This is a genomic window from Parafannyhessea sp. LCP19S3_B1, from assembly GCF_052121955.1.
GTDB lineage: Bacteria > Actinomycetota > Coriobacteriia > Coriobacteriales > Atopobiaceae > Parafannyhessea.
The window spans coordinates 57,334-79,711 of record NZ_JBQKDH010000013.1 but is presented as its reverse complement, the minus strand read 5'-3'; the positions used below and the strand labels follow the sequence as shown (position 1 = coordinate 79,711).

21 protein-coding genes, 4 tRNA genes and 1 other RNA gene are annotated in these 22,378 nt (G+C 67.5%); 7 read left to right on the top strand and 19 right to left on the bottom strand.

The features are described 5' to 3' along the window. Window positions 1–102: 102 nt before the first annotated feature. Complete coding sequence (gene sdaAB / locus ACTQWE_RS08515; RefSeq protein WP_441856763.1) at window positions 103–1,692, top strand: L-serine ammonia-lyase, iron-sulfur-dependent subunit beta; 1,590 nt, start codon at window positions 103–105, stop codon at window positions 1,690–1,692. A 31-nt stretch (window positions 1,693–1,723) separates the two neighbouring features. Here the strand turns inward: sdaAB and ACTQWE_RS08510 are convergent, their stop codons facing one another. The 7 genes from ACTQWE_RS08510 to ACTQWE_RS08480 all read right to left on the bottom strand — a co-directional run bounded on the left by ACTQWE_RS08510 (window position 1,724) and on the right by ACTQWE_RS08480 (window position 6,472). Further along, window positions 1,724–2,158 carry a C-GCAxxG-C-C family protein gene (locus ACTQWE_RS08510; protein WP_441921577.1) on the bottom strand — a complete coding sequence of 145 codons (435 nt, stop codon included), beginning with the start codon at window positions 2,156–2,158 and terminating at the stop codon, window positions 1,724–1,726. Between the two features lie 39 nt (window positions 2,159–2,197). Beyond that, window positions 2,198–2,989 (bottom strand): ADP-ribosylglycohydrolase family protein, encoded by a 792-nt coding sequence (locus ACTQWE_RS08505; protein ID WP_090861806.1) that lies wholly within the window; start codon window positions 2,987–2,989, stop codon window positions 2,198–2,200. Window positions 2,990–3,110: 121 nt separating this feature from the next. Next, window positions 3,111–3,201: transfer RNA gene (locus ACTQWE_RS08500), tRNA-Leu, on the bottom strand. 186 nt (window positions 3,202–3,387) lie between these two features. Beyond that, window positions 3,388–3,990 (bottom strand): CPBP family intramembrane glutamic endopeptidase, encoded by a 603-nt coding sequence (locus tag ACTQWE_RS08495; protein ID WP_090847883.1) that lies wholly within the window; start codon window positions 3,988–3,990, stop codon window positions 3,388–3,390. Between the two features lie 14 nt (window positions 3,991–4,004). Further along, complete coding sequence (locus ACTQWE_RS08490; protein WP_441856764.1) at window positions 4,005–5,168, bottom strand: pyridoxal phosphate-dependent aminotransferase; 1,164 nt, start codon at window positions 5,166–5,168, stop codon at window positions 4,005–4,007. A gap of 208 nt (window positions 5,169–5,376) precedes the next feature. Continuing rightward, on the bottom strand, window positions 5,377–5,691 hold the full coding sequence (locus ACTQWE_RS08485) for an AzlD domain-containing protein (RefSeq protein ID WP_441856765.1): 315 nt from the start codon (window positions 5,689–5,691) through the stop codon (window positions 5,377–5,379). A gap of 1 nt (window position 5,692) precedes the next feature. Next, window positions 5,693–6,472, bottom strand: coding sequence for an AzlC family ABC transporter permease (locus ACTQWE_RS08480; protein ID WP_441856766.1), 780 nt, complete (start codon window positions 6,470–6,472; stop codon window positions 5,693–5,695). 157 nt (window positions 6,473–6,629) lie between these two features. On the opposite strand from ACTQWE_RS08480, the gene ACTQWE_RS08475 reads away from it, so the two are divergent. After that, window positions 6,630–7,508, top strand: coding sequence for a LysR family transcriptional regulator (locus tag ACTQWE_RS08475; protein WP_441856767.1), 879 nt, complete (start codon window positions 6,630–6,632; stop codon window positions 7,506–7,508). Between the two features lie 61 nt (window positions 7,509–7,569). Here the strand turns inward: ACTQWE_RS08475 and sdaAA are convergent, their stop codons facing one another. From sdaAA to ACTQWE_RS08440, 7 genes are all read right to left on the bottom strand, one after another. Next, window positions 7,570–9,192, bottom strand: a complete 1,623-nt coding sequence (gene sdaAA, locus ACTQWE_RS08470; RefSeq protein ID WP_441856768.1) for an L-serine ammonia-lyase, iron-sulfur-dependent, subunit alpha — start codon at window positions 9,190–9,192, stop codon at window positions 7,570–7,572. 215 nt (window positions 9,193–9,407) lie between these two features. Beyond that, entirely contained in the window at window positions 9,408–10,178 is a 771-nt protein-coding gene (locus tag ACTQWE_RS08465; protein WP_441856769.1) for a MarR family winged helix-turn-helix transcriptional regulator, read from the bottom strand. Between the two features lie 222 nt (window positions 10,179–10,400). Next, window positions 10,401–11,786 carry a lysylphosphatidylglycerol synthase transmembrane domain-containing protein gene (locus ACTQWE_RS08460; RefSeq protein WP_441856770.1) on the bottom strand — a complete coding sequence of 462 codons (1,386 nt, stop codon included), beginning with the start codon at window positions 11,784–11,786 and terminating at the stop codon, window positions 10,401–10,403. Window positions 11,787–12,000: 214 nt separating this feature from the next. Further along, a tRNA-Glu gene (locus ACTQWE_RS08455) sits at window positions 12,001–12,077 on the bottom strand. A gap of 32 nt (window positions 12,078–12,109) precedes the next feature. Continuing rightward, window positions 12,110–12,186 (bottom strand) — tRNA-Glu (locus tag ACTQWE_RS08450). Between the two features lie 11 nt (window positions 12,187–12,197). Then, a tRNA-Gln gene (locus ACTQWE_RS08445) sits at window positions 12,198–12,271 on the bottom strand. 159 nt (window positions 12,272–12,430) lie between these two features. Next, entirely contained in the window at window positions 12,431–13,822 is a 1,392-nt protein-coding gene (locus ACTQWE_RS08440) for a CCA tRNA nucleotidyltransferase (protein ID WP_441856771.1), read from the bottom strand. A gap of 137 nt (window positions 13,823–13,959) precedes the next feature. Between ACTQWE_RS08440 and ACTQWE_RS08435 the strand changes: the two genes are divergently transcribed. Both ACTQWE_RS08435 and ACTQWE_RS08430 read left to right on the top strand, forming a co-directional pair. After that, window positions 13,960–15,429 carry an aminopeptidase C gene (locus tag ACTQWE_RS08435; RefSeq protein ID WP_441856772.1) on the top strand — a complete coding sequence of 490 codons (1,470 nt, stop codon included), beginning with the start codon at window positions 13,960–13,962 and terminating at the stop codon, window positions 15,427–15,429. A gap of 94 nt (window positions 15,430–15,523) precedes the next feature. Next, window positions 15,524–16,192, top strand: a complete 669-nt coding sequence (locus ACTQWE_RS08430) for an HAD family hydrolase (protein WP_441856773.1) — start codon at window positions 15,524–15,526, stop codon at window positions 16,190–16,192. Window positions 16,193–16,239: 47 nt separating this feature from the next. Here the strand turns inward: ACTQWE_RS08430 and ACTQWE_RS08425 are convergent, their stop codons facing one another. Both ACTQWE_RS08425 and ACTQWE_RS08420 read right to left on the bottom strand, forming a co-directional pair. Further along, complete coding sequence (locus ACTQWE_RS08425) at window positions 16,240–16,878, bottom strand: IMPACT family protein (RefSeq protein ID WP_441856774.1); 639 nt, start codon at window positions 16,876–16,878, stop codon at window positions 16,240–16,242. A gap of 9 nt (window positions 16,879–16,887) precedes the next feature. Beyond that, window positions 16,888–17,409, bottom strand: coding sequence for a PTS sugar transporter subunit IIA (locus tag ACTQWE_RS08420; RefSeq protein WP_441856775.1), 522 nt, complete (start codon window positions 17,407–17,409; stop codon window positions 16,888–16,890). Between the two features lie 122 nt (window positions 17,410–17,531). On the opposite strand from ACTQWE_RS08420, the gene rnpB reads away from it, so the two are divergent. Next, window positions 17,532–17,885: RNase P RNA component class A (gene rnpB / locus ACTQWE_RS08415), an RNA gene on the top strand. Window positions 17,886–18,105: 220 nt separating this feature from the next. Here the strand turns inward: rnpB and ACTQWE_RS08410 are convergent. Continuing rightward, window positions 18,106–18,657, bottom strand: a complete 552-nt coding sequence (locus ACTQWE_RS08410; RefSeq protein WP_170103467.1) for a hypothetical protein — start codon at window positions 18,655–18,657, stop codon at window positions 18,106–18,108. 231 nt (window positions 18,658–18,888) lie between these two features. On the opposite strand from ACTQWE_RS08410, the gene ACTQWE_RS08405 reads away from it, so the two are divergent. Together ACTQWE_RS08405 and ACTQWE_RS08400 are read left to right on the top strand one after the other, a co-directional pair. Continuing rightward, a complete protein-coding gene (locus ACTQWE_RS08405) occupies window positions 18,889–20,286 on the top strand; it encodes a putative DNA modification/repair radical SAM protein (RefSeq protein ID WP_441856776.1) in 1,398 nt (465 codons plus the stop codon). A gap of 127 nt (window positions 20,287–20,413) precedes the next feature. Then, window positions 20,414–21,256 (top strand): TIGR03915 family putative DNA repair protein, encoded by an 843-nt coding sequence (locus tag ACTQWE_RS08400; protein ID WP_441856777.1) that lies wholly within the window; start codon window positions 20,414–20,416, stop codon window positions 21,254–21,256. Between the two features lie 92 nt (window positions 21,257–21,348). Here ACTQWE_RS08400 and ACTQWE_RS08395 read toward each other — a convergent pair whose 3' ends face one another. Further along, entirely contained in the window at window positions 21,349–22,047 is a 699-nt protein-coding gene (locus tag ACTQWE_RS08395; RefSeq protein WP_170103464.1) for a DivIVA domain-containing protein, read from the bottom strand. A gap of 74 nt (window positions 22,048–22,121) precedes the next feature. After that, entirely contained in the window at window positions 22,122–22,370 is a 249-nt protein-coding gene (locus ACTQWE_RS08390) for a YggT family protein (RefSeq protein ID WP_235927267.1), read from the bottom strand. Between the last annotated feature and the right edge of the window lie 8 nt (window positions 22,371–22,378).

Sequence of the window (22,378 nt, the reverse complement as noted above, 5' to 3'; positions counted from 1 at the left end):
GGCTTGTAACACGCTCGAAATAATGAGACACTAGCACGCGGAAAACGCGTCAGGCCGTCGGCGCCAAGCGTCGGCGGCCTTCTTCTGTCGGAGGTCCATGCCATGATGACGACGTCAGCATTCGAGATCCTCGGCCCCATCATGGTGGGACCCTCCTCCTCGCACACCGCAGGCGCGCTCAGGATAGCGCTCGTCGCGCGCTCGCTTGGGCCCTCGCCCCTCAGCCGCGTCACGTTCACGCTGTACAACTCGTTCGCGCGGACGTATCGCGGGCACGGCACGGACCGTGCGCTCGTGGCCGGCATCATGGGCCTCGCGCCGGACGACGTGCGCGTGCGCGACTCGTTCGAGCTCGCGCGAGAGCTGGGCCTCGACTTCGAGTTCGTGCCGTCCGACGCCGGCGCGGGACTCCATCCCAACACCGTGACCATCTCGATGGAGGGCGCGGATGGCACGCGGATGTCCGTCACAGGAGAGTCCCTTGGCGGCGGTCGCGTGCGCATCAGCTCCATCGACGGCATCGCCGTGGAGATTACGGGCGACTACCCCACGCTCTTCGTGGCGCACCAGGACAGGCCGGGCGTCCTTGCGGCGCTCACGAGCGGGCTTTCCGCCGGCAGCGTGAACATCGCGACCATGCGCACGTTCCGCGAGCACCGAGGTGGCCGCGCCTACACCGTGTTCGAGGTGGACGGCGGGCTTGACCAGGCGCTCCTTGAGTACCTGCGCCGCGCCCCCAACATCACGCTCGCGAACCTCGTGAACGTGCCCGGAGCCGCGCAGGTGTCGCCGGACGCGACGCTCGCCCTTGGCTTCGACACCGGCGCGCAGCTCCTCTCGCTCGCGGGGCGCGAGGGCGCCACCATCGGCGAGGTCATGCGTCGCAGGCAGCTGGAGCTCTTCCCCACCCAGGACGCGGACGCCCTCATGGCGCACGTGCTCCAGGTCATGCGAGAAGAGACGGTGGCACCGATCGAGAAGTCGCTCCCATCGCTCGGCGGGCTGCTTGGCGGACAGGCCAAGGCCGTGCACGACGCCGCGCCGAGGCTTGCCGCTGCGCTCATGGGAGAGACGCTTTCGAGGGCCTGCGCCTACGCCATGGCCGTGCTGGAGCGCTCCGCGACCATGGGAGTGATCGTCGCCGCGCCCACCGCGGGCTCTGCCGGCGTCATCCCCGGCGCCGTGCTCGCCGTGGCGGAGTCGCTGGGCGCCACGGACGAGCAGGTTACCCGTGCCCTGTGGAACGCGTGTGCCATTGGGGCAATCGTGGCCAGGAACGCCTCCGTCGCGGGGGCCGAGGGCGGTTGCCAAGCGGAGGTGGGAACCGCGGCCGCCATGGCGGCCTCCGCCGTCGCGGAGCTCATGGGCGCGGACCCCAAGGTCTGCCTCTCCGCCGCTTCGACCGCCATCGCGAACCTGCTGGGACTGGTGTGCGATCCCGTGCGCGGGCTCGTGGAGTACCCGTGTCAGGACAGGAACGTCATAGGCGTCGTCGACGCCGTGAGCGCGGCCCAGCTCGCCCTCTCGGGCGTGCTCGACCCGCTGCCGTTCGACGAGGTCGTCGCGGCCATGAAGTCCGTCGGGGACTCGCTTCCGTCCGCGCTGCGCGAGACGGCGCTCGGCGGCCTTGCCGCCGCCCCATCCGCGTGCAGCGCGTGCCGCACGGGATGCGGAAAGGCAACCGGCAAGTAAGCCCGCCTGTACGATGTCACGCCCGCCGCGCCTACTCCGCCTCCACGGCGTCCAGCAGCAGGTTGCAGGCATCCTCGATGCAGCCGTCGCACGGTCGCAGGACGGGTCTTCCCGTCATGCCCTTGAGCTCTGGGCAGCGCGTGGTGCCGTTCTTCTCCCTAAACGCCGCCACGACGGGCCTCGTTCTCGCGTACGTGCGCGCCTTCGTCTTTGGGTTTGCCGTGCCGCCGCTCGTGCGTAGGCCGAGGATGGCGACGGCGCCGGAGAGTGCTCCACACGTCTCCGTGAATCCGCCCATGCCGCCGCCAAAGCCCTCCGCAACGCGAAACAGCGCGTCTTCGTCCATATCGGTCAGGTCGCCCAGGGCGCAGACCACGCTCTGGGCGCAGTTGTAGCCGGAGTGGTGAAGCTCGAGCGCGCGATCTATGTAGCGCTGCCTTGCCTTCTCGTCAAACGTCGCTGCCATGGCATTCCTCCATTGCGTGTTCGCAGGTGTTCTTCTCGCCTATTCTAGCGCCTGGAACAGGCACCTCTCGATCACGTCCTTGCCACGCAGGCCGTCGAGCCACGCGCGGGGAATGCCGTCCACGCCGTAGACGATGCCCGCGAGGCCACCAGCGACGGCAGCCGTGGTGTCAGTGTCATCCCCCAGGTTCACCGCCGCAAGGACGCACTCCCCAAAGCTGGAGGTGTTCGCAAGGCACCAGAGCGCCGCCCGCGCGGTATCCAAGACGTAGCCGCCCGAGCGGACTTCCCCTCGCGGGATGCCCGCATATGCGCCCGCGACCTTGGCCACGGTCGCCCCGCCCGCGAGCATCCGCGCCCTTCGCACCATGTCTACGCAGGCCTCCGTCGACGTCCTATGCGCGTGCGTGATCGCCGAGACCGCGCGGACCTCGTCGTCCGTCGCGCTCGTGAAGGCAAGCGGGAGGATCCTCATGAGCGAGCCGTTGCCATTGTCGAACTCCCCGGCGCACCCACAGCTGTCCCGGAGGGCGCGCTCCGTCGTTCCTCCGATGTCAAACAGGCCGTCCACCGTATACGCGCCGTCGCGATACCAGGACTCGAAGCGTCGGCGCATGTCCTTAGGGTCGATGCAGCCACGCTCCCTGATGCTGTCGCAGGTCGCAAGTGCCATGGACGTGTCGTCGCTCCAGGTGCCGGCGGGCTGGTCGTGCGAGCCGAAGCCCGTCATGCCCGTGCAGCGAAACGTGTCGCGCGACATGAACTCGAACGGGACACCCAGGGCGTCGCCGACCGCCTGCCCGTACATGCAGTCCCTCAACGTCGCAACCATCACAGTGTCCCCCATCCTCGTCGTCCCGGTTTGCATCCATGGTGCCCTGCGCAGTGGACATTAATTGCGCCGGTAAGCGAAAGTCCCCACCGACCTAAGCAGATGGGGACCTGTGTTCACGTGGTGTCGGAGGCGGGACTTGAACCCGCACGACCTTTTAGTCAGTCACTAGCACCTCAAGCTAGCGCGTCTGCCAATTCCGCCACTCCGACGTGATTTCGTGCGGGATTCATACTAGCACTCTTGGCGCATGGCAAAGGCGGGAATGTTTGCTTACCGATACAATTTGACCCAACGCCACCAAGCCCCCACAAGTGCCGCCGACGGCGGTGCGGCTGCCTCGTATGAGCCGGCGTACCGAGCGCAGGCGTTTTGACATCTGCGCCCGGCTCGGCGCATTAGAGCGCGCTCACCAAGCCGGAGAACACGTTCGCGGCGGCATGTATAGCCCAACTGGGAAGGATGGAGCCTCCTGCCAGACGCTCGTTCACGTAGCCCATGCACCAGGCAATTGCCCCTGTGAACGCGATGACCAGCAACGCCTTGGGAACGCCCACGACGGATGCGAACATGGCGCCGTGCAGAAGGCCAAACAGCGTTGCCTGTACGGCGTTTGCCACGGCAAAGCCAAAGGACGCCTGCAGGCGCTTCAGCACGAACCCACGAAACAACAGCTCCTCGGGAAGGGACGTGTTGAAGACGGCGTAGACCACCACCGCCGGTAGCGCGACGATTCCTCTTCCCGCGAACGCCGACGTTGCGGAGCGAACGCTCCCCAGGGCGAGAAGGACGGCAACCGACACCAGCACGAATACCGCAGCAGTGGCAACGGACCATACGGCGACGCGGCGACGCGCCGGAGCGTCCACGCCGTGAAGGCCTACGTAGCTTCCGAACGCACAGTTGGAGCGCGCCGTCGCGAGCCACCACACGCACGGCACCGCCGCGAACACGAGTATCTGGACGACGCTGTTGAGCGCCATCTGCGCAAGCAGACCCATGCGTCCCGTACCCCCTAGAAGCCGGCCTCGTGGATCTTCTCGACCGCCTCGCGAAGGCGCTCGGGCGGCATCACGAGCGCCATGCGCACGAAGCCCTCGCCCGCGGGGCCAAAGCTCGCGCCCGGGGTCACGATGACGCCAGACTTCTCCATGAGCTCGAGCACGAAGTCGACGGAGTCCATTCGGCCGCCGGGGATGCGCGCCCACACGAACATGGAGCCGTGGGCGTTGGGGCGCTCCCAGCCAATGGACTCGAGCGCGTCGCATAGGGCGTCACGCCGCTCCTGGTAGGCCATGCGCTGGCGCTCCACACCGTCGAGCGGGCCCGTGAGCGCCGCGATGGCGACGTCCTGCTCTGGGAAGAACATGCCGTAGTCAAGCTGGCCGTGCAGCTTCTTCGCGGCGGCGACGATGTCCGGGCGGCCTACGAGGAAGCTGAGTCTGACGCCGGTGACGTCGAAGGACTTGGAGAGCGAGAGGAACTCCACGCCCACGTCCTGCGCACCCTCGTACGCCAAAAACGAGCCGCCGGGCTCCTTGGAGTCGAACACGATGTCGCTGTACGCGTTGTCGTGGATGATCACAATGTCGTGCGCCTTGGCGAAGTCGATGATCTGTCGGTAGACCTCGGGCGTGCCCACGGAGCCCACGGGGTTTGCGGGCAGCGATACCACCATGTAGCGTGCCGCGTCCGCGACGTCGTCGGGGATGCCCGCGACGTACGGCAGGAAGTCATGCTCCGCCGAAAGCGGGTAGAACGCGAGCTTGGCGCCCGCGAGCAGGCTCGCCGTGCGGAAGAGCGGGTAGCACGGGTCCGGCACCAGCACGGTGTCGCCCGGGTCCACGAGGGCCTGACACACGAAGCCCATGCCCTCCTGCGTGCCATGGCAGCTCATGACCATGTCGGGCGTGATGCCCTCGACCCCGTAGCGGCGGCGGTAGTAGTCGCACACGGCCCTGTCGAGCTCGTCGCGATCGTGCAGGGAGTACTTCCAGTTCTCCGGGTCCGACGCGCTCTTGACCATTGCGTCTATCAGGCGCTGGTCCGGCGCGAAGTCCGGCGTGCCGACGGAAAGGTCGTACACCTCGTGCCCCTTGGCCTCGAGCTCGCGACGGCGCAGGTTGAGCGCCGCGAACACCTCGTTCCCAAACAGGTCAAGCCTCTTGGAGAGCCTCATTCGTACCTTCCTTCCCGCAAACGCGCGTACAGCAGTCAAAACTATTGCATAAATTGTACGGCTTCAGGAAAGCGAGGACGACGCGGCACGCCAAACGCCACCACGATGGAAACAAACGACGCCACGACGCGGGCGCACGCGCGTTGGCGGGCCTTCTCGCCCGGGCGCGCGGCACGGCGATGCGGCGACCGGGACAGAGGCGCCCGGTCTACAGCGCCTGGGCCAGAAGCGTCACCGCGAGCACGGAGGCGCAGCACGCGCCCGAGACCGCAAACAGCCCGGCGCCCCGCCATGCGAGGACGATGCCCGCGAGAAGGGCGACAGCGCCGGCCGCGGGCACGCCCGTGGCGCCCAGGATCGCCGGGAACGTCATGACCGCGAGCGTGACGTACGGCACGTAGTACAGGAAGGAGCGCAGGAAGCGGTTCGTGACCCTGCGCCTGATGAGCGTTGCGGGAAGCGCGCGCGTAGCGAACGTGACGCCCGCCATGACGGCGACGTAGCCCCAGCCCATGGAGCCCATGCTACGCCTCCCCCGCTTCCGCGTCCTCCTCCGCGTGCGGAAACAGCACGGCCGCCGCACAGGAGATGGCCAGCGTGAGCACGATGGTGCGCACGCCCTCACCCACGGACGAGAGGAGCGGGGCGACCGAGGCCGCGAGGCTCGCCGCAAAGCTCACGGCAACCACGCCCGCGACCACGCGGTTCTGGCGCGCCGGCGGGACGATGACCGCAAGGAACATGCCAAACAGCGACACGGAGAGCGCCTGGACCACGAGCTTGGGCAGGACGCCTCCCACGAGCATGCCCACGGCCGTGCCGCCGGCCCAGCCCACGAGCGGCAGCGCCATGAGGCCGAGCGCGCGGGCGGGGCGGACGTCGCCCCTGTGCGCCACGTTGACGGCGAAGATCTCGTCCGTGTTGTCGAACGCGATGAGCGCGCGCATCCACAGGGGCGTGTCCGGGCTGAAGCGCTGCGACAGAACGCAGCCCATGAGCAGGTAGCGGGCGTTTGCGATGAGCATCATGACCGCGAGCTCCAGGTAGCTGGCGTTTGCCGCGACCATGGTGAAGCCGGCGTACTCGCCGGCGGACGCGTTGCACAAAAAGCTCGTGACTACGCCCTGCGACAGCGAGAGTCCGCTCATCTTCGCGGCGATGCCGAGCGAGAACGACACCGCGAAGTAGCCGAGCGCGATGGGGACGCCCTCCGCGAGGCCCTCGCGAAACAGGCCGAGGCCCTTCTCGCCCAGGCGCGCGGCACGTGGCAGCGCAAGCTCGCCCGCGAGCCCCGACGTATGCATGTCTGCAGTCTGTGTTCCAATAACCGCCGTTGCCACGATTGCTCCCCACTCCCTTGTTTTGCTGTGCTTATGTAATAACATTGCCGTATGGATTAGTGAAACGAATGTATTTTATTGTTGCATTAGCGTTCCTTATGTTGAGGGTTGGGGGCACGTCATGAGGATTTCCCGCTACAAGGTGTTCTGCTGCGTGGTCGACGCCGGCAGCTTCACGAAGGCGGCGCGCGAGCTGGGCTACACGCAGAGCGCCGTGAGCCAGACCGTGCGCGCGCTCGAGGCGGAGCTGGGCGCGAGCCTGCTGGAGCGCGGGCGCGGCTCCGTGAGCCTCACCGGCGACGGGCGCACGTTCATGCCGGCCATCCGCGCCGTGGCGCACGCGGAGGAAGAGCTGGAGCGCCGGCGCCGCGAGGTGGCGGGGCTCCTGGACGCCACGATCCGCGTGGGCACGTTCTCGAGCGTGAGCCGCCGCATACTGCCGCCGCTGATGCACCGCTTCGAGGAGCTGCACCCGGACGTGCGCTTCGTGCTGCGGCAGGGCGAGTACACCAGCATCGCGCAGTGGGTCGCGCAGGGCCGCGTGGACCTTGGCTTCATAAACGGCGACGGCTCCGGCCTGCCGTGCCGCACCGTCGCGACGGACACGATGCTCGCCGTGCTTCCGGAGGGCCACCCGCTTGCCGCGTCACGCGAGGTGAGCCTGGAGCAGCTGGCACGCGAGCCGCTCATCCTCTTGGACGAGGGCCAGACGAGCGTGGCGCTCACGGCGTTCGAGCGCGCCGGCGCCCGGCCGCGCATACGCTACGAGGTGACGGACGACTACTCCATCCTCGCGATGGTGCGCGAGGGGCTTGGCGTGTCGATCCTGTACAGCACGATGCTCGAGGGCTACGCCACCGGCGTGGAGGTTCGGCCCATCCGCGAGCGTCCCGTGCGCAACATCGCGCTCGCGTGGGCGTCTTGGGAGACGCTACCCGTGGCGTCGCGCCGCTTTGCGGAGTTCATCCTGGACAACACCGTCCAGCCGCCGCGGGCGTAGCGCCGGGCGAGAAGGGCCGCGCCCACGCCCGAAGCCGGCACGTCCGCGACGGGGGCCGCCGCTAGCGACCGGCGCACCCGCGGCAGCTGGGGCAGGCCGCAAGCCCGCCGAGCGCCGTCTCGCGAAGCTCCGCCGGAAGCGCGGCGCCCACGCGGCGCATGGCCTCCACCACCTCGTCGAACGGTGCGGACGGCCTCACGCCTGCCAGCGCCATGCGCGCGGACGCGAGCGCGTTTTCCGCGGCGGCGGCGTTGCGCTTCTGGCACGGGTCCTCCACGAGGCCGCCCACGGGGTCGCACACCATGCCCAGGAGGTTTCCCATCGCGATGGACGCCGCGTCAAGGCACGCCCGGGCTCCCCCGCCCAGAAGCTGCGTCGCCGCGGCGGCGGCCATGGCGCTCGCCGTGCCCACCTCCGCCTGGCAGCCGCCCTCCGCGCCCGCGACGGTCGCGTTGCGGCTCACCACGAAGCCCACGGCCGCGGCGCACGCAAGGGCGTCCCTCAGCCGCGCGTCCCCGTACCTCTCGGCCTCGTCCAGGGCCAGGACCACGCCAGGCACCACGCCCGACGACCCCGCCGTCGGCGCGGCGACGATGCGCCCCATGGACGCGTTCGTCTCGAGCACGGCCATCGCAAGCAGCGCGGCGCGCGCGTCCACGCCGCCCGCGAGCGCGCCGCCCAAGCCGGCCAGCCGCGCAAGCGCGCGCGACTCGCCGCCTATGAGCCCGCCCATCGTGCGAACGTCGCCCCCAAGCGGTCCGCGCACGGAATCCCGCATCACGCGCAGCACGTCGTCCAGGTAGCGCTCGGCAGCCGCGAGCGGGCGGCCGTGCATCGCCTCGCACACCTCCTCGCGCCGCATGAACGCCTGCCCAAGCGTCAGGCCCCTCTCGTCCGCGTACGCAAGCAGCCCCGCCGCGTCCTCGAAGTCCACCTCCGGAAGCGCGCGCTCAGCCTCGCCCGCATCCATGGACGGCGCACCCAGGCCCTCCTGCCCACGCGGGCTGCTCAGGCCGTCCGCCGGCACGAAGCGCATGCGTAGTACGTCCGGGCTCGCGAGTATCGCCTGCCGCACGTCCGGCGGCACGGGGCCGTCCACCTCGAGCACGTTGAACGCCTCGCCGCCGCGTCGCGAGCGGTACATCCACACGGAGCCAATGTTCACCCCGCCAGCGCCCAGCGTACTCGCGATGTGGCCCAGCACGCCCGGCACGTCGCGCTCGTACAGGATGAGGGCGTTGTACTCCCCCGTTATCTGCACGCCGTGGCCGTCGATCATGGTCAGCCGCGCCGCGCCGCCGCCCACGGACTCCCCGCGCGCCACGATCTCGTCGCCGTTCGCGTCCCGCACGCGCACGTCCACCGTGTTGGGGTGCGACACCCTCGTCTTGGGATCGACGGCGATGCCAAAGCGAAGGCCGCGCTCGCGCGCGATCTGCAGCGAGTCGCGAATCCTCAGGTCGTCCGTGTGCATGCCCAGCATGCCCGCCACAAGCGCGCGGTCCGTGCCGTGCCCGCGGTACGTTCGCGCAAACGAGCCGTACAGCGTGAACTCCGCCTCCACGGGCGGGGCGTCCAGCAGCTGGCGCGCCATCTGCGCAATGCGCAGCGCCCCCGCGGTGTGAGACGACGACGGCCCCACCATGATCGGTCCCAGCACGTCCCTCAGGCCAAAGCTCCTCATGGCACCCCTCCTTCGCCTTCACCAGCGTACGGTCGCCATGTTTCGCGCCGGTAAGCCAACGGAAACGCCCGCGGGTCGGCCGCGGGCGCCGCCGCGCGCCGCGGGCGAGAAGGACGCGCCCTCCCGGCCCGCGCACGCAAGAAGGCGCCGCCCCATTCCGGAACGGCGCCTCTCTCGTACCATTGCGTGCCGCGGGCGCTGGGCCCGCCGGCGTGCTAGTCCTCGCGGTGACGTGCTCCGCCGCGGGAACCGCCGCGATCGTCGCGCCCGCGGTAGCCGCCGCGCTCCCCGCCACGACGGTCGTCGCGGCCGCCTCGGTAGCCGCCACGGTCCCCGCGCCTGTCGTCGCGGCCGCCTCGGTAGCCGCCACGGTCGTCGCGGGACCCACGGAAGCCCCCACGGTCGGAAGGCCTGCGATCGTCTCGCCCGCCGCGGTAGCCGCCACGCTCCCCGCGCCTGTCGTCGCGCCCGCCGCGGAACCCTCCGCGGCCTTCCCGGGCGTCGCGGTCGGAAGGCCTGTCCTCGTGCCGCTTCGCCGCCTTGCGGGCCTCCTCGCGCTCCTTCCAGTCCGCGCCCAGCTCGCCGGTGAGCGACGCCTCGATGCGCCCGAGGTAGCCCAGGAGCGCGTCCGCCTCCTCGTCCGTGAAGCCGTCGAGCGCCACGTCGGGAAGCCCGGCCTTCGCGGGTGCGTCCTCGCGGCCCTTCTCGGTCAGCGCGACTGACTTCGAGCCGTCCTCGGCCACCCTCACCTCGACGAGGCCAGACTCACCCATCGCCTCGAGCGTCGCGCCCATGGCCGCGCCGTCGATGCCCAGCACGGTCGCCATCTCCTGCGTGGGGATGCCGTCCTTCAGGCGCAGCAGCGCGACGACGCGGGCGACGTTGGGGTCCGCCGCGGCCTCCTCGTCCCTGCGGATGCGACGCGCCACGCCAACCATATGGTTGAGCAGGCCGATCTTCTCGATAATCTCTTCCCTTGCCGCCATGCATGCACTCCGGTCTCTTGTGTTGGCGCCGACCCTTGCCGGCGCCCCTTCTCACGCGGGCCGCCGCACCGGCGACGGTCCGATCGCGCTCCTAAACAACGGTATCGATTATTCCAGACGGCGCGGCGCCGCCACGCCGCGTTTCCCAACGGCGCAATTAACCCATCTGCCGCGCACATGACGCCCACAGACACCTGGGCGCGTGCGGCCACGACGCGGCCGCTACTTTGCCGGGGAGTCCTTCTCGCCCTGCGCGGAGGGCGCGGCCGCCTGCGACGGCTGCGCCGGCTTCTTCCTCATGGGCACGCGGATGCCGCCGGGAACGGCGACGGGGCCGTGCTTTGCCGTGGTCGATCCCGCTGCGCGCGCGGCGGGGGCGCCCTTTGCCTTCTGCCTCAGCATGGAGCCGGAGATGGTCGCCGTGCCACTTGCGCGAGAGGAGCGCGGCCCCCTGGCGTGCAGCCGCGCCCTTACCTTCTGGACGCGCGTGTAGATGCTGGGGCCTCCGTTGGAGCGCAGGCCCAGGAGCGGGGCCGCCAGGAGCGTGGGCCCGAAGAACGTGACGATGCGCCAGATGAGGAAGCCCGCGCTGGCCGAGCGGCCGAACATGTGGCCGTAGAACATGAGGAAGCCGCCCTCGGCGCCGCCGGTGCCGCCCGGCAGGGGCACGGCGGAGGACACCATCTGCACCATGGAGCCGGCAGCCAGGCACTCGAGGAAGTCCGCATGGATGCCAAACGCCCTGAGCACGAACCAGGGGATCATGTAGAGGCTGCCCAGCTGCGCCATGGTGACCAAAAGGGTCAGCGCCATGGACGGCAGGTCGCTCGCGGCGTTCTTGAACGCGTTCGCGAACTCCATGACCTGCACGTTCACCATGTCGTCCCAGTGCTTGGGATCCTTGAGCCAGTTGTGCCTCGTCGCGAGGCGGATGGCCCAGTTGCCCACGCGCATGACGAAGCGGGGACACAGGCAGATGACGAAGATGCCCGCGAGCTCGAGGAAGTGCACCGTGAACACCACGATGTTGAGGAAGAAGAGGTCGCCGTACGTCTGGAAGAAGTACTCCGCCTTCGCCACGAGCATGATCGCGGCGAACAGCACGACGCCGAGCTGGAACGCGATGAAGCGCGTGAACTGCGTGGCGCTGGCCTCGCCCACGTCGAGCCCGGAGCGCGTCATGCGATAGATCTGCGAGGGGACCGACCCCGCCATCATGGGCGTGAGGTTGCCGAAGAACACGCCCGACGCCTCGACGCTCATGAGGTCGCGCACGCCGAGCGGCGAGTCGTGGTCGAGGTAGACCGCGATGCCGTATGCGAGAACCCCGAACACGTAGTACATGCCGAAGCACAGGCACGCCCTCAGGACCCACGAGCCGTCCACGGAGCCGAGCGCGTCCAGGAACTGGCCCATCTGTCCCGAGAAGACGAGGTAGATCACGTACACGCCGACGACGGCCACCAGGAAGAGCGCGCCTTTGCGGGCGCTGTTCTTGTTGTCCTCGTTGTCGGACGCCGAGCGGGCGCCGCCGCCCGAGACGTGCGGGGCCGACACCTTGAGCGGGACCTTCGGCTTCGCCCGGTTGGTGTTCTTCTCTTCCGCCATGGCCCTCCAAGGTCCGTCGACGCGTCGCGAGACAGAGCGGCCTCACGCCTCTAACCAGAGTCTTACAGATGATACCCAGAAAGGAAGCTGCAAAGACGTTGCCCGGCACGAACATCCAGACACCACGTTGGCGCCGCGGCACCGTCTCCCCGCAACGGTGCCGCCGCTCCATAGCAAAGCAGGCCGAGCGCTGTGCCCGGCCTGCGAGAGTCCTTGGTAGCCCCGACCAGATTCGAACTGGTGATCTCCGCCTTGAGAGGGCGGCGTCCTAAACCGCTAGACGACGGGGCCGTGCACACGGACCTTGCAGCCCGTGGAGTACTTGGTAGCCCCGACCAGATTCGAACTGGTGATCTCCGCCTTGAGAGGGCGGCGTCCTAAACCGCTAGACGACGGGGCCATAAAAGAGAATGGCTGGGATGGCAGGAATCGAACCTACACTGACGGAACCAGAATCCGTTGTCCTACCGTTAGACGACATCCCAATCGGTTTCTCTGTGCGCCTCAGCGCGAGAAAGTAATATACGCGCCTTCGGCCCCTTCCGCAAGCGAAACTCTCAAATGCATGGCGCTCCACAATTTCTACTCTTATCGTTCGGTCTGTGTTCGACGGACGCCCATGGGCCGCGCGCGGACACGGGCGCCTACGCCCGAAGGCTGCGCAGCAGCGCGTCGCGGTCGTTCGGGAGCTCGCCGTTCACCACGCACAGCAGCAGCTCGCGCAAGATCATGCCGACGCCGGGGCCCGGCCTTATGCCCGTCGCCTCCATGACGTCGCGCCCGCTCACGGCGAGGTCCGTCATGCGGAACGCCTCGCCGTCCGCGATCACACGCCTGAGCAGCGCGGAGATCTTGTCAAGCTCCACTACGTAGCCCGCCACGCGGTCCACCTTGGACACCGCGTCCGCGCGCTTCAGGTCGAGCAGCGCGAACGTGAGCGACTCCGCGCGCCCCGGGCACGCGTTCTCGAACTTCAGCAGCGTGCGGCGGACGGAGCGGCGCGTGGGCTTCACGTAGTGGTCGTGCAGCCGCACGAGCGTACGCGTGGGCACGACGAGCTCGCCGGGCAGCGCCAGGCGGCGCATGATCTTCTCGCACATGGGGGCACCCACCTTGGGGTGGCCGAAGAAGTGCCCCTGGCCGGCGGCGTCCTGGGTGAAGGTCACGGGCTTCGCCACGTCGTGGAGAAGGGCCGCCCACCTGAGCGCCGGCGAGGCCATGCCCCCGGTGAACTCCTCGACCGCCATGCAGACGCGCGCCGTGTGCTCGAGCACGTCGTAGGCGTGGTACGGGCTGTGCTGGTCGAAGCCGTCCATGGCCGCGAGCTCCGGTATGGCCTCGCCCAGGACCTCCGCCTCGTTCATGAGGGCCCATCCCATGCGCCCCGTGCGCACGATGCCGTCGAGCTCCTGCCCTATGCGCTCGCTCGCGATGTCCTCCAGGCCGTCCGCGCACTCGACCAGCGCCCGCTGCGTCCCGGGCTCTATATCGAAGCCCAGGCGGCACGCGAAGCGCACCGCCCTCAGCACGCGCAGCGCGTCCTCCTCGAAGCGGCGGCGCGGGTCGCCCACGGCGCGAATGAGGCCGCGCCCCAGGTCGCCGCGGCCGTCGAACGGGTCCAGGATCCCGCGTCCTGGGTGGTAGGCGATGGCGTTCACGGTAAAGTCCCTGCGCGCCAGGTCAAGGCGGATGTCGTCCACAAAGCGCACCTCGTCCGGGTGGCGGTGGTCCGTGTAGTCGCCCTCCACGCGGTACGTGGTCACCTCCACGGGCTCGCCCTCGACCACGGCGGTTATCGTGCCGTGGGCGACCCCCGTCCTATGGACCGCGTACCCGCACGACGTCAGGATCTTCTCGGCATCCTGCCAGCGCGCCGACGTCGTGACGTCCACGTCGTGCGAGGGGGCGTCCAGCAGGGCGTCGCGCACCCATCCGCCCACGGCCCACGCCTCGAAGCCCGCGTCCTCGAGCGCCCGGATCACCTTGCGCCCAAACTCCGGAAGCTCATAGGCAACGTCTTCGAAACATCGGGACATGGCGGACCTCTCTGCGGCTGTGCTGGGGCAACTACATGCAAGTATAGCGACATGGCGGCGCCACGGCGCGCGTGCCTGGCAGCGTGGTGCTATTCTCGTATGGTCAAAATCAATTCTCTAGCTATGTGAGGAGACCCATGAGCAAGGATTCACTCAGCGTCGACACCGAGTGGGCGAAGGAGCGCAACGCCGCCTTTGGCAAGGAGCGCGCCAACCGCGTCGCCAGGAACGCCGTCACGTCCGCAGACGTGATGGCCGCCGCGCGCGACACCACTAAGATGCGCACGTACAGCGACACGTTTGGCGTGACCGTCCCCAAGACCGCCGAGGTGACGAACCAGCGCCAGAGCGGCCGCTGCTGGTTCTTCAGCGCCATGAACGCGCTGCGCCACGACACCATGACCTTCCTCGACGTGGACACGATCGAGTTCAGCCAGGCGTTCGGCATGTTCTACGACAAGCTCGAGAAGGCCAACTCCACGCTCGAGTACGTCATCCGGACCGCGGACCTGCCGGACGACGCGCGCGAGGTCTGCTACGTGCTCGACTACGGCATGGGCGACGGCGGCTACTACTCGTTCGCGATGAACGTCGTGCGCAAGTGGGGCATCGTCCCGAAGTACGCCATGCCCGAGACCGCGTGCTCCAGAAACTCCAGCCAGATGAACGCCCAGCTCGAGCGCCTGGTGCGCAAGGACGCCTTCACGCTGCGCCGCATGCACGCGGACGGCGCCTCGGAGGCAGAGCTGCGCGCCGCGAAGCAGGACATGCTCGAGGACGTGCACCAGCTGCTCGCGACGTGCCTGGGCGAGCCGCCCGTCACGTTCGACTTCGTGATGAAGGTCGGCAAGGGCTGCAAGGCGGACGCGGCGAAGCTCTCCCCCATCGAGCCCGCCCCGAAGCCTGCCTCCGACGACGCCCAGGGCGAGAAGGACGACTCCCGCGCCTCGCAGGTCATCCGCGACCTCGGCATCACGCCGCTCCAGTTCGCCGAGCGCTACGTGCCCGTCGACCCCGAGGACTACGTCGCCCTCGTCTCCATGCCCGGCGAGTCGCGCCCGTACGGCCACGCGTACCACCTCACGCTCACGGACTCCGTCCAGGGCGGCACGCCCATCCGCGTGCTGAACGTGGAGCCGCAGGTGCTTGAGCAGGCGGCCATCGCGAGCCTGAAGGCCGGCGTCCCGTGCGCCATGGCGTGCGACGTCATGCAGGAGTTCCCGCGCAACATCGAGGACTTCAAGTACGTGCTGTCCCTCGACGGCGAGGACCTGAACGGCCTGTTCGGCGTCGACCTCTCCATGACCCGCGCCGACATGATCGACGCGCGCGAGACCAGCCTCACCCACGCCATGTGCTTCCAGGGCGTCGAGCTGGACGCCGACGGCCGGCCCAAGGCGTGGCGCATCGAGAACAGCTGGGGCAAGGACCAGGGCAAGGACGGCTACCTGGTCATGAGCGCCGACTGGTTCCGCCTGTACGGCGGCGAGGTCGACGTTCGCCGCGAGTTCGTGCCCGCGGACGTCCTGAGGCTGTGGGACGAGGCGCCCGTGGAGGACGTCGCCCCGTGGAGCAACATCTGCCACGCGCTCGGCACGAGGGACTAGCGCCCCGCGCGCATGCGGGCGCCAATCCGCCAATCCAACAAGCAGGCATCCGCGCGGCCGTCCCCCGGGGCGGCCGCGCCCACAAGGAGGCATCATGACTGGCTCAAGCGTTTGCGACGCCGCGGGCGAGAAGGGCGCACCCTCCCCGGCCGAGGCCGCCATCCAAAACGTGATATTCGATATGGGTGGCGTGCTCATGCGCTTTAGCGGCATTGAGTTCGCCCGGGAGTTCACCTCGTGCGAAGAGGATGCCCAAGCCCTTGACTCCGCGCTCTTCTCGCATCCGTCCTGGGCGCTCCTGGACGCCGGCGCGATCGACGAGGACACGATGGAGCGCGTGTCGCGCGAGCTTCTGCCGGAGCGCCTGCACGGCGCGCTGCACGAATGCCTGCATGGCTGGTGGCGCCACCGCACCGTCGTCGCGGGCACAAACGAGCTGGTGGCGCGCCTGCACGATGCCGGCTACGGCTGCTACCTGCTCTCGAACGCCGGAACGAGCTTCATGGCGTTCAAGGACTCGATCCCCGCGTTCTCGCACATGGATGGCTGGCTCGTGTCCTCGTTCGTGCGCCTCATGAAGCCGGACCCGCGCATCTACCGGATGCTTGCGGGAGAGTACGGCCTCGACCCCGCGCGCTGCCTCTTCGTGGACGACAACGCGGACAACGTGCGCGGCGCGCGTGCGGCCGGCATGCACGCCCACCTCTTCACGGACGCGGACGCGCTCGAGCGGGATCTCCTTGCGCGTGGGCTCCTTTTCTAGCGCGTCTACCGCGCGCCCGTCGCGCCCGCGGGCCACGTTCGCGGCCGCTAGAACTCCGCGAACGTGGGCTCGCCCACGCGGCACAGGTCTTCGCCGTTGGCGAGCTCCAGCATCGCGGACGTGAAGGCGGCCTCGTCGCCCGTCACGAACACGCAGTTCATCTGCACGTCCTCCGCAAACACCGTGTCACGCACCTTGCCCCGGCAGTCTGCGACGAGCCGCTCCACCCGCCCGTACGCGGAGTACGGGATGACGCACGTCACTTTCGTGACCATGGTCATCGTCGCGATCCGTCCCGCCTCGCGCGCGGCCGCGACCGCGGCCTGCGCAGCGGCGGTGTACGCACGCACCAGGCCACCCGGTCCCAGCAGCGTCCCGCCAAAGTAGCGCGTGGTCACGCAGCACACGTCCTCGAGGCCGGCGCCGCGCAGCACCTCGAGCGTCGGCATGCCGGACGTGCGCTGCGGCTCGCCGTCGTCCGAGCACCGCTCGCGCCCGTCGCTCAGGATCCACGCCGGCACGTTGTGCCTGGCGTCGTGGTGCCGAGCCCGCACCTCCTGGATGAAGCGCTCCGCCTCCGCCTCGCTCTCCACGTGCCTCAGCTGCGCGATGAAGCGGCTCCTGCGGTCCTCGAACTCGCCTGTGGCCTCCGAGCCCGCCTCCATGGTCTGATAGCTTCGCTGCATGAGGTGCTCCTAGTATTCGATAGCGATCGCAAGGTCCCCCGCGTCCAGCATGCCCGGCACCACCGGCGTCACCGCGGCGAGGTCCTCCGTGTTCGTGACGACGACCACCACGTGGGAGTCAAGCCCGCTCTTGCGTATCAGTCCCGGGTCAAACGACATGAGCGCCTGGCCGGCGCGCACGCGGTCCCCCTTCCGCACGAAGTACGTAAAGCCGCTGCCCCGCAGCGACACCGTGTCCACGCCAATGTGAACCAATACGTCCGCGCCCTTCTCGTCCGTGACGCCTATGGCGTGACGCGTGCCTGCGGTCACCGTCACCACGCCGTCCACGGGCGAGAAGACCGTGTCGCCGTCAGGCTCGATCGCTATGCCCGCCCCAAGGCCTCCGGTCGCAAGCACGGGGTCCGGCACCTCCGAGAGCGGCACCGCCCTTCCTCCCACGGGCGCAAGCACCTGTCCGGGCGCCGCGTCCACCTCCAGGTCCGCCGGAACCTCGACGCGCGGTCCCAGCACCCTCTGCAACAATCCCATCCGCACTCCATCAATCGCCCCCGCCGCGCATGCCGCGGTAGCCTATTCCCAATCGTGTCATATTCGAAAACATTGTACCGATTTGCCCCCGCGGCATGCTCGTCTGGTACAATCGCGAGAGCGAAGTGGGCCAGACGATCGCGGGGCGCGCAAGCGTCATGAGGAAAGTCCGGGCTCCACAGGGCAAGAGGCAGGCTAACGGCCTGGCGGGGTGACCCGACGGAAAGCGCCGCAGAAAAGAAGACTCCCGCTGCTCGCGAAAGCGAGTGAGAGAAAAGCTGAAACGGTAGTGTAAGAGACTACCAGCGTCGTAGCGATACGGCGGCTTGGCAAGCCCCCTCCGGAGCAATCGCAAATAGGAGCGCCATGGTGTGGCCCGCACTGCGCTCGGGTTGCGAGCTAGAGGGCGTCGGCAACGGCGTCAGTAGATAAATGATCGTCCACGACAGAACCCGGCTCATCGGCCCACTTCGCTACTACCTTTTTGAGGTACACACATACCGTCCCAACAGGCATTATTCAAAATCGAAGTGCAGGAAAAGCGGCTACTACAGCGATTAGGGACACGGTTGGGACAGAGCGATAGTTAAACTACGCATAATCGAGCAGCCCCTTCCGCAAGGACGTCCGGAAAAGTGGGCGCGACCCCACTCCCCCGGACGCCATCGCATTGCCCCAAGCGACGGACCTGCGGGCCTATTCTGACTCTGCCGGCGCCAGCTGCTGCACGGTCGCCTTGTACTGGTCTATCAGCTGCTGCTTCATCTGGTCGTTGTAACCCGGAACCTGCTTCCCGTACACGTCCAGGTACGCTCCGTACACGTCCATCGCCTTGTCGCTGTAGACCTTGTAGAGCTTCTTGTAGTTCTTCTCGTAGGTCTTGTAGGAGTCTCCGTTCTTCTCCCTCAGCTCGGCCATCTTCTTGCTGCCGTCCGTCATGATCTTCGCGAGCGTCTTCACCTGGTCGTTTGCGACCTCAGCCAGCTTCTTGACGTCGGTGCTTCCCTCGGCCTGCTTCTTGAACTCCTCCACCGCCTTCGGTGCGGCCTCCTCGATCTGCTTCGAGTACTCGTCGTAGATCGAATCGTAGGTCTCGTCCGCCTTCTTCTGAACGGCTGCCGCCGCCGAGGACGAGACGTCGCCCTTGGCGCCAGACCCAGCGGACCCGCATCCCGTAAGAAGGGCGGACGAGAAGAGCACGGCGCTCACCGCCGCAACCGCAACACTTGACCTCGAGCAAAGCTTCATGCCAATCACCCCTCTGGGTTCGGAACCGTCCCTTGTTCGCAGGATACCGCTCCATACCGGCGTGCCTGCGACTTGTTCGCGAACGGCGCGTCGGATCGATAATCGCGCTGGCGACCGGCTCGGGCGCGGCCGCGTCGCCACGCCCGCCAAACTTGACACGAACACGTGTACCTGTCTGTGCTAGAATCTTGCCACACTATCTAGAACATTCGTTCGCGATTGGATTTTTCCATGGACACCCTCACGAAGCTCGGCATACTGGCGGAGGCGGCGCGATTCGATGCCGCGTGCACCTCATCGGGGGTCACTCGGGGGCCGAAGGACGGAAAGGTGGGTCTGGCGAGCGGCGCCGGCCTCTGCCACACGTTCTCTCGCGACGGACGCTGCATCACGCTCCTCAAGGTGCTCATGAGCAACGCATGCAGCTACGACTGCGCGTACTGCGTCAATCGCTGCGGGGCTTCCTGCACGCGTGCGACGTTCGAGCCACGTGAGCTGGCGGAACTCACGGTCGACTTCTATAAGCGCAACTATATCGAGGGCCTCTTCCTCAGCTCCGGCGTCTTGGGAACGCCGGACGCCACCACGGAGCGGATGATCGAGTGCCTCCGCGTCCTGAGGGAGGACCTCCGCTTCAACGGGTACGTCCACGCAAAGGTCATTCCCGGCACCTCCCCCGAGCTTCTGGACAGGCTTGGGCACCTCGCGGACCGCATGAGTGCCAACCTCGAGCTACCAAGCTCGAGGTCCCTCGCCGAGCTCTGCCCCAACAAAGACGCCGGAAGCATCACCAAGTCCATGGCGCAAATCAGCGCGACCCGCCAAGGAGAGGCGAGGCGGCTTCTCGAGTCGGGCCACGGCACGACTCGGGCTGCACTTGCGCGTCGAAAGTCAGGCGGCGTTGCCCAACGGGCGCGCTCGTGCACCAACATGGGGCTTCGCCTGAACTCCAACTCGATGACGCTGCGCCCACCTGACCCCGTCGGCTCAGGCAGGAGGAAGTTTGCGCCCGCCGGCCAATCTACGCAGCTGATAATCGGCGCATCGCCCGAAAGCGACCACCACATCCTTCAGCTGTCCAAGTCCCTGTACCAGAAGTTCGACCTCAGGAGGATCTTCTTCTCCGCCTACGTGCCCGTCGTGGAGGACGACAGGCTGCCTGACTCGGCCACCCCCGTGCCCCTCAGGAGGGAGCATAGGCTCTACCAGGCAGATTGGCTCATGAGATACTACGGGTTCGACGCAGACGAGCTGACCACCCCAGACGCGCCGTGGCTCGACCTCGATCTCGACCCAAAGCTCGCCTGGGCACTCGCCCATCAGGAACGCTTTCCCATAGAGGTGAATTCCGCAAGTCTCGAGGAGCTTCTTCGCGTGCCCGGCATCGGTCCCATGGGCGCAAGGCGCATCGTCGCGGCCAGGCGGCGCAAGCGGCTTGGCTTCGATGACCTAAGGACACTCAACGTCACCCTCAAACGCGCGTGCCATTTCATATGCTGCAGTGGGATGCGGGACCCTCAGGCCCCTCTCGACGAGGAGCTCATTAGGAAGGAGGTGGCGAGAAGTGCTCGCGATGGAAAGTACAACAGGACCCGTCGCACCGCAGAGGGGCAGCTGTCGCTCTTCTAGGGTCGGGCCAGACGTCCCGCAAGGAACTCGCGATGCCGTCGCGGACATATCTCGTCTCGTCTCCGAGGGGCTGCGGGTCGTCATTCCCTGCAGACATGGACTCGAGGGGATTCTCGCAGGAGTCGGGATGACGTACCTCGCCCACGCCCCGGCGAGCATGGTTCGCCTCGCGTACTCAGAGGACATCCAACCCGCCCTAGACGAGCGCGTGGCGAGGATGCCCGAAACGGAATCCGATCCCCTCCTCGCGCTTTCGAGACGCGTGTACAGAGGCTTCGAACGCCACGTCAGCATGGGCTGCCCCCTGAAGAGGGGCGAGGAGTGCCCCGCACGCTGCAAGGGCTCCTGTGCCTCGAGGCTCGCCCTTGCGGCCGCAAACGACGACCAGGATGCGCCAGAGGCCATACACAGGTACGTACGGCTCGGCTTCAACGAAGGACCCCGCATACGATCGATGCTCTCCGACAAGACCGTCGCGGAGCTCGACAGACTCGCACGCTACGTCCTTTCGGAATGCGAGCACACGCGACAGTTCGTTCGCTTTTCCCGTCTTTCCGACGGAACGTACTTCTCGACGTTTCGCCCCAAGGCAGATACGATCCCCCTCACCAGCGACTACTTCGCAGCACGCATGCGAGGCGAGCGCTTCTACCTGCTCGACCCCGTGCACCACGTCATCGCGATGCATGATGACGGAGACCGTCGCTGCGCCGTCACTCGCCTGGACGACCGCCTGACGAGCGAGCTGTCCGAGCATGCCAGCGACCTCGCGGACGGAGAGACGTACGTACACGCGATGTGGAAGCGCTTCTACGACTCCGTGGGCCTCGATGGAAGGGATGCCTCGCAGCGCGGATACGACCTTCGGACAAGCTGGATGCCCAAGCGCTTCTGGGGAGGGCTTACCGAGCTCGACCCCACGCTCGGATCGGCGATGCCATCGAAATCTCTGGGCCCCTCTGGTTCGTGAGGCCGCCTTCCAGTCAACAGCAAGGCGGGACGCCCGTAGGGACGTCCCGCCATAAGGTCGCAATTGTTACCCGTGTGCCAAAGACCTAGAGATTAGTCGAGGTCGCTGAAGTCATTCGCGGCAGGTGCGGGAGCATAGGTCGTTGCCTCTGCGTCCGCCACGGGCGCGGCGGGAATCACGGGAGTGGGCGCGACGACGGAGTCGGTGTGCGTGGTGCCCTTGGAGCCGTTCGGAACGCTCAGCGTCTGCTGCGGGAACACGGAGTCCGCATCGTCCATGAAGTGCTGGAGGAGCTTCTTGTACTCCGCGCGGAAGTCCTCGCGGGACTGCTTCAGGCGATCGATCTCGTCGAGCTCGTTCTGCTTCTCCGCAAGGGCCTGGCGAATGACCTCGCGGGCCTTCTGGTCGGCCTCGTTGCGGATGTTCTCCGCATTGGTGCGGGCGTCGGCAACCAGCTTGTCAGCGCTCTGCTGGGCGACGATGAGCACCTGGGAGATCTGGCGCTCGGAGGCGGTGAACTCGGACTGGGGCACGGGAGCGGGCGCGGGCTCGACGGGAGCGGCCATGGTGGTCTGCTCCTTCAGCTGGGCGACCTGCGCCTGGGCGGCGGCAAGCTGCTGCTCGGAAGTGGTCAGACGACCCTTCAGGTCCGCGATCTTCTGGAGCATGGCGTCGACCTCGGAGGCAACCTGGTCCAGGAAGACGTCGACCTCGTCAGTCTTGTAGCCCTCCTCGTGCTTTCCTGCCTGGGAGAAGGTCATGTTTTCGATGTCTGCTGGGGTGATAGCCATCTTAGTTCCCTTTCAACTGTGTGCATGCTACGTCAGCAGTGCGGGTTTCCGCCTACCTCAGTATATCCCGACTCTTACAAAACTAAACGTTGGACGAGCTGAAGAACCAATATCGCGATAAAGGGCGACCAGTCCAGGCCCGCGATGGGCGGAATGAAACGCCTGAACAGATTCACGAAGGGGTCAACGAGCGTGGAGAGTGCGCCGTATACGTCCACCACGAACCTGTTTCCGCTACTTACGAACCACGAGAGCAGCACCTGGACGAATATCAGCATCTCGTAGAAGTTGAGCAGCCTGTAGACTACGTAACCTATCTGCAAGTGCGAAC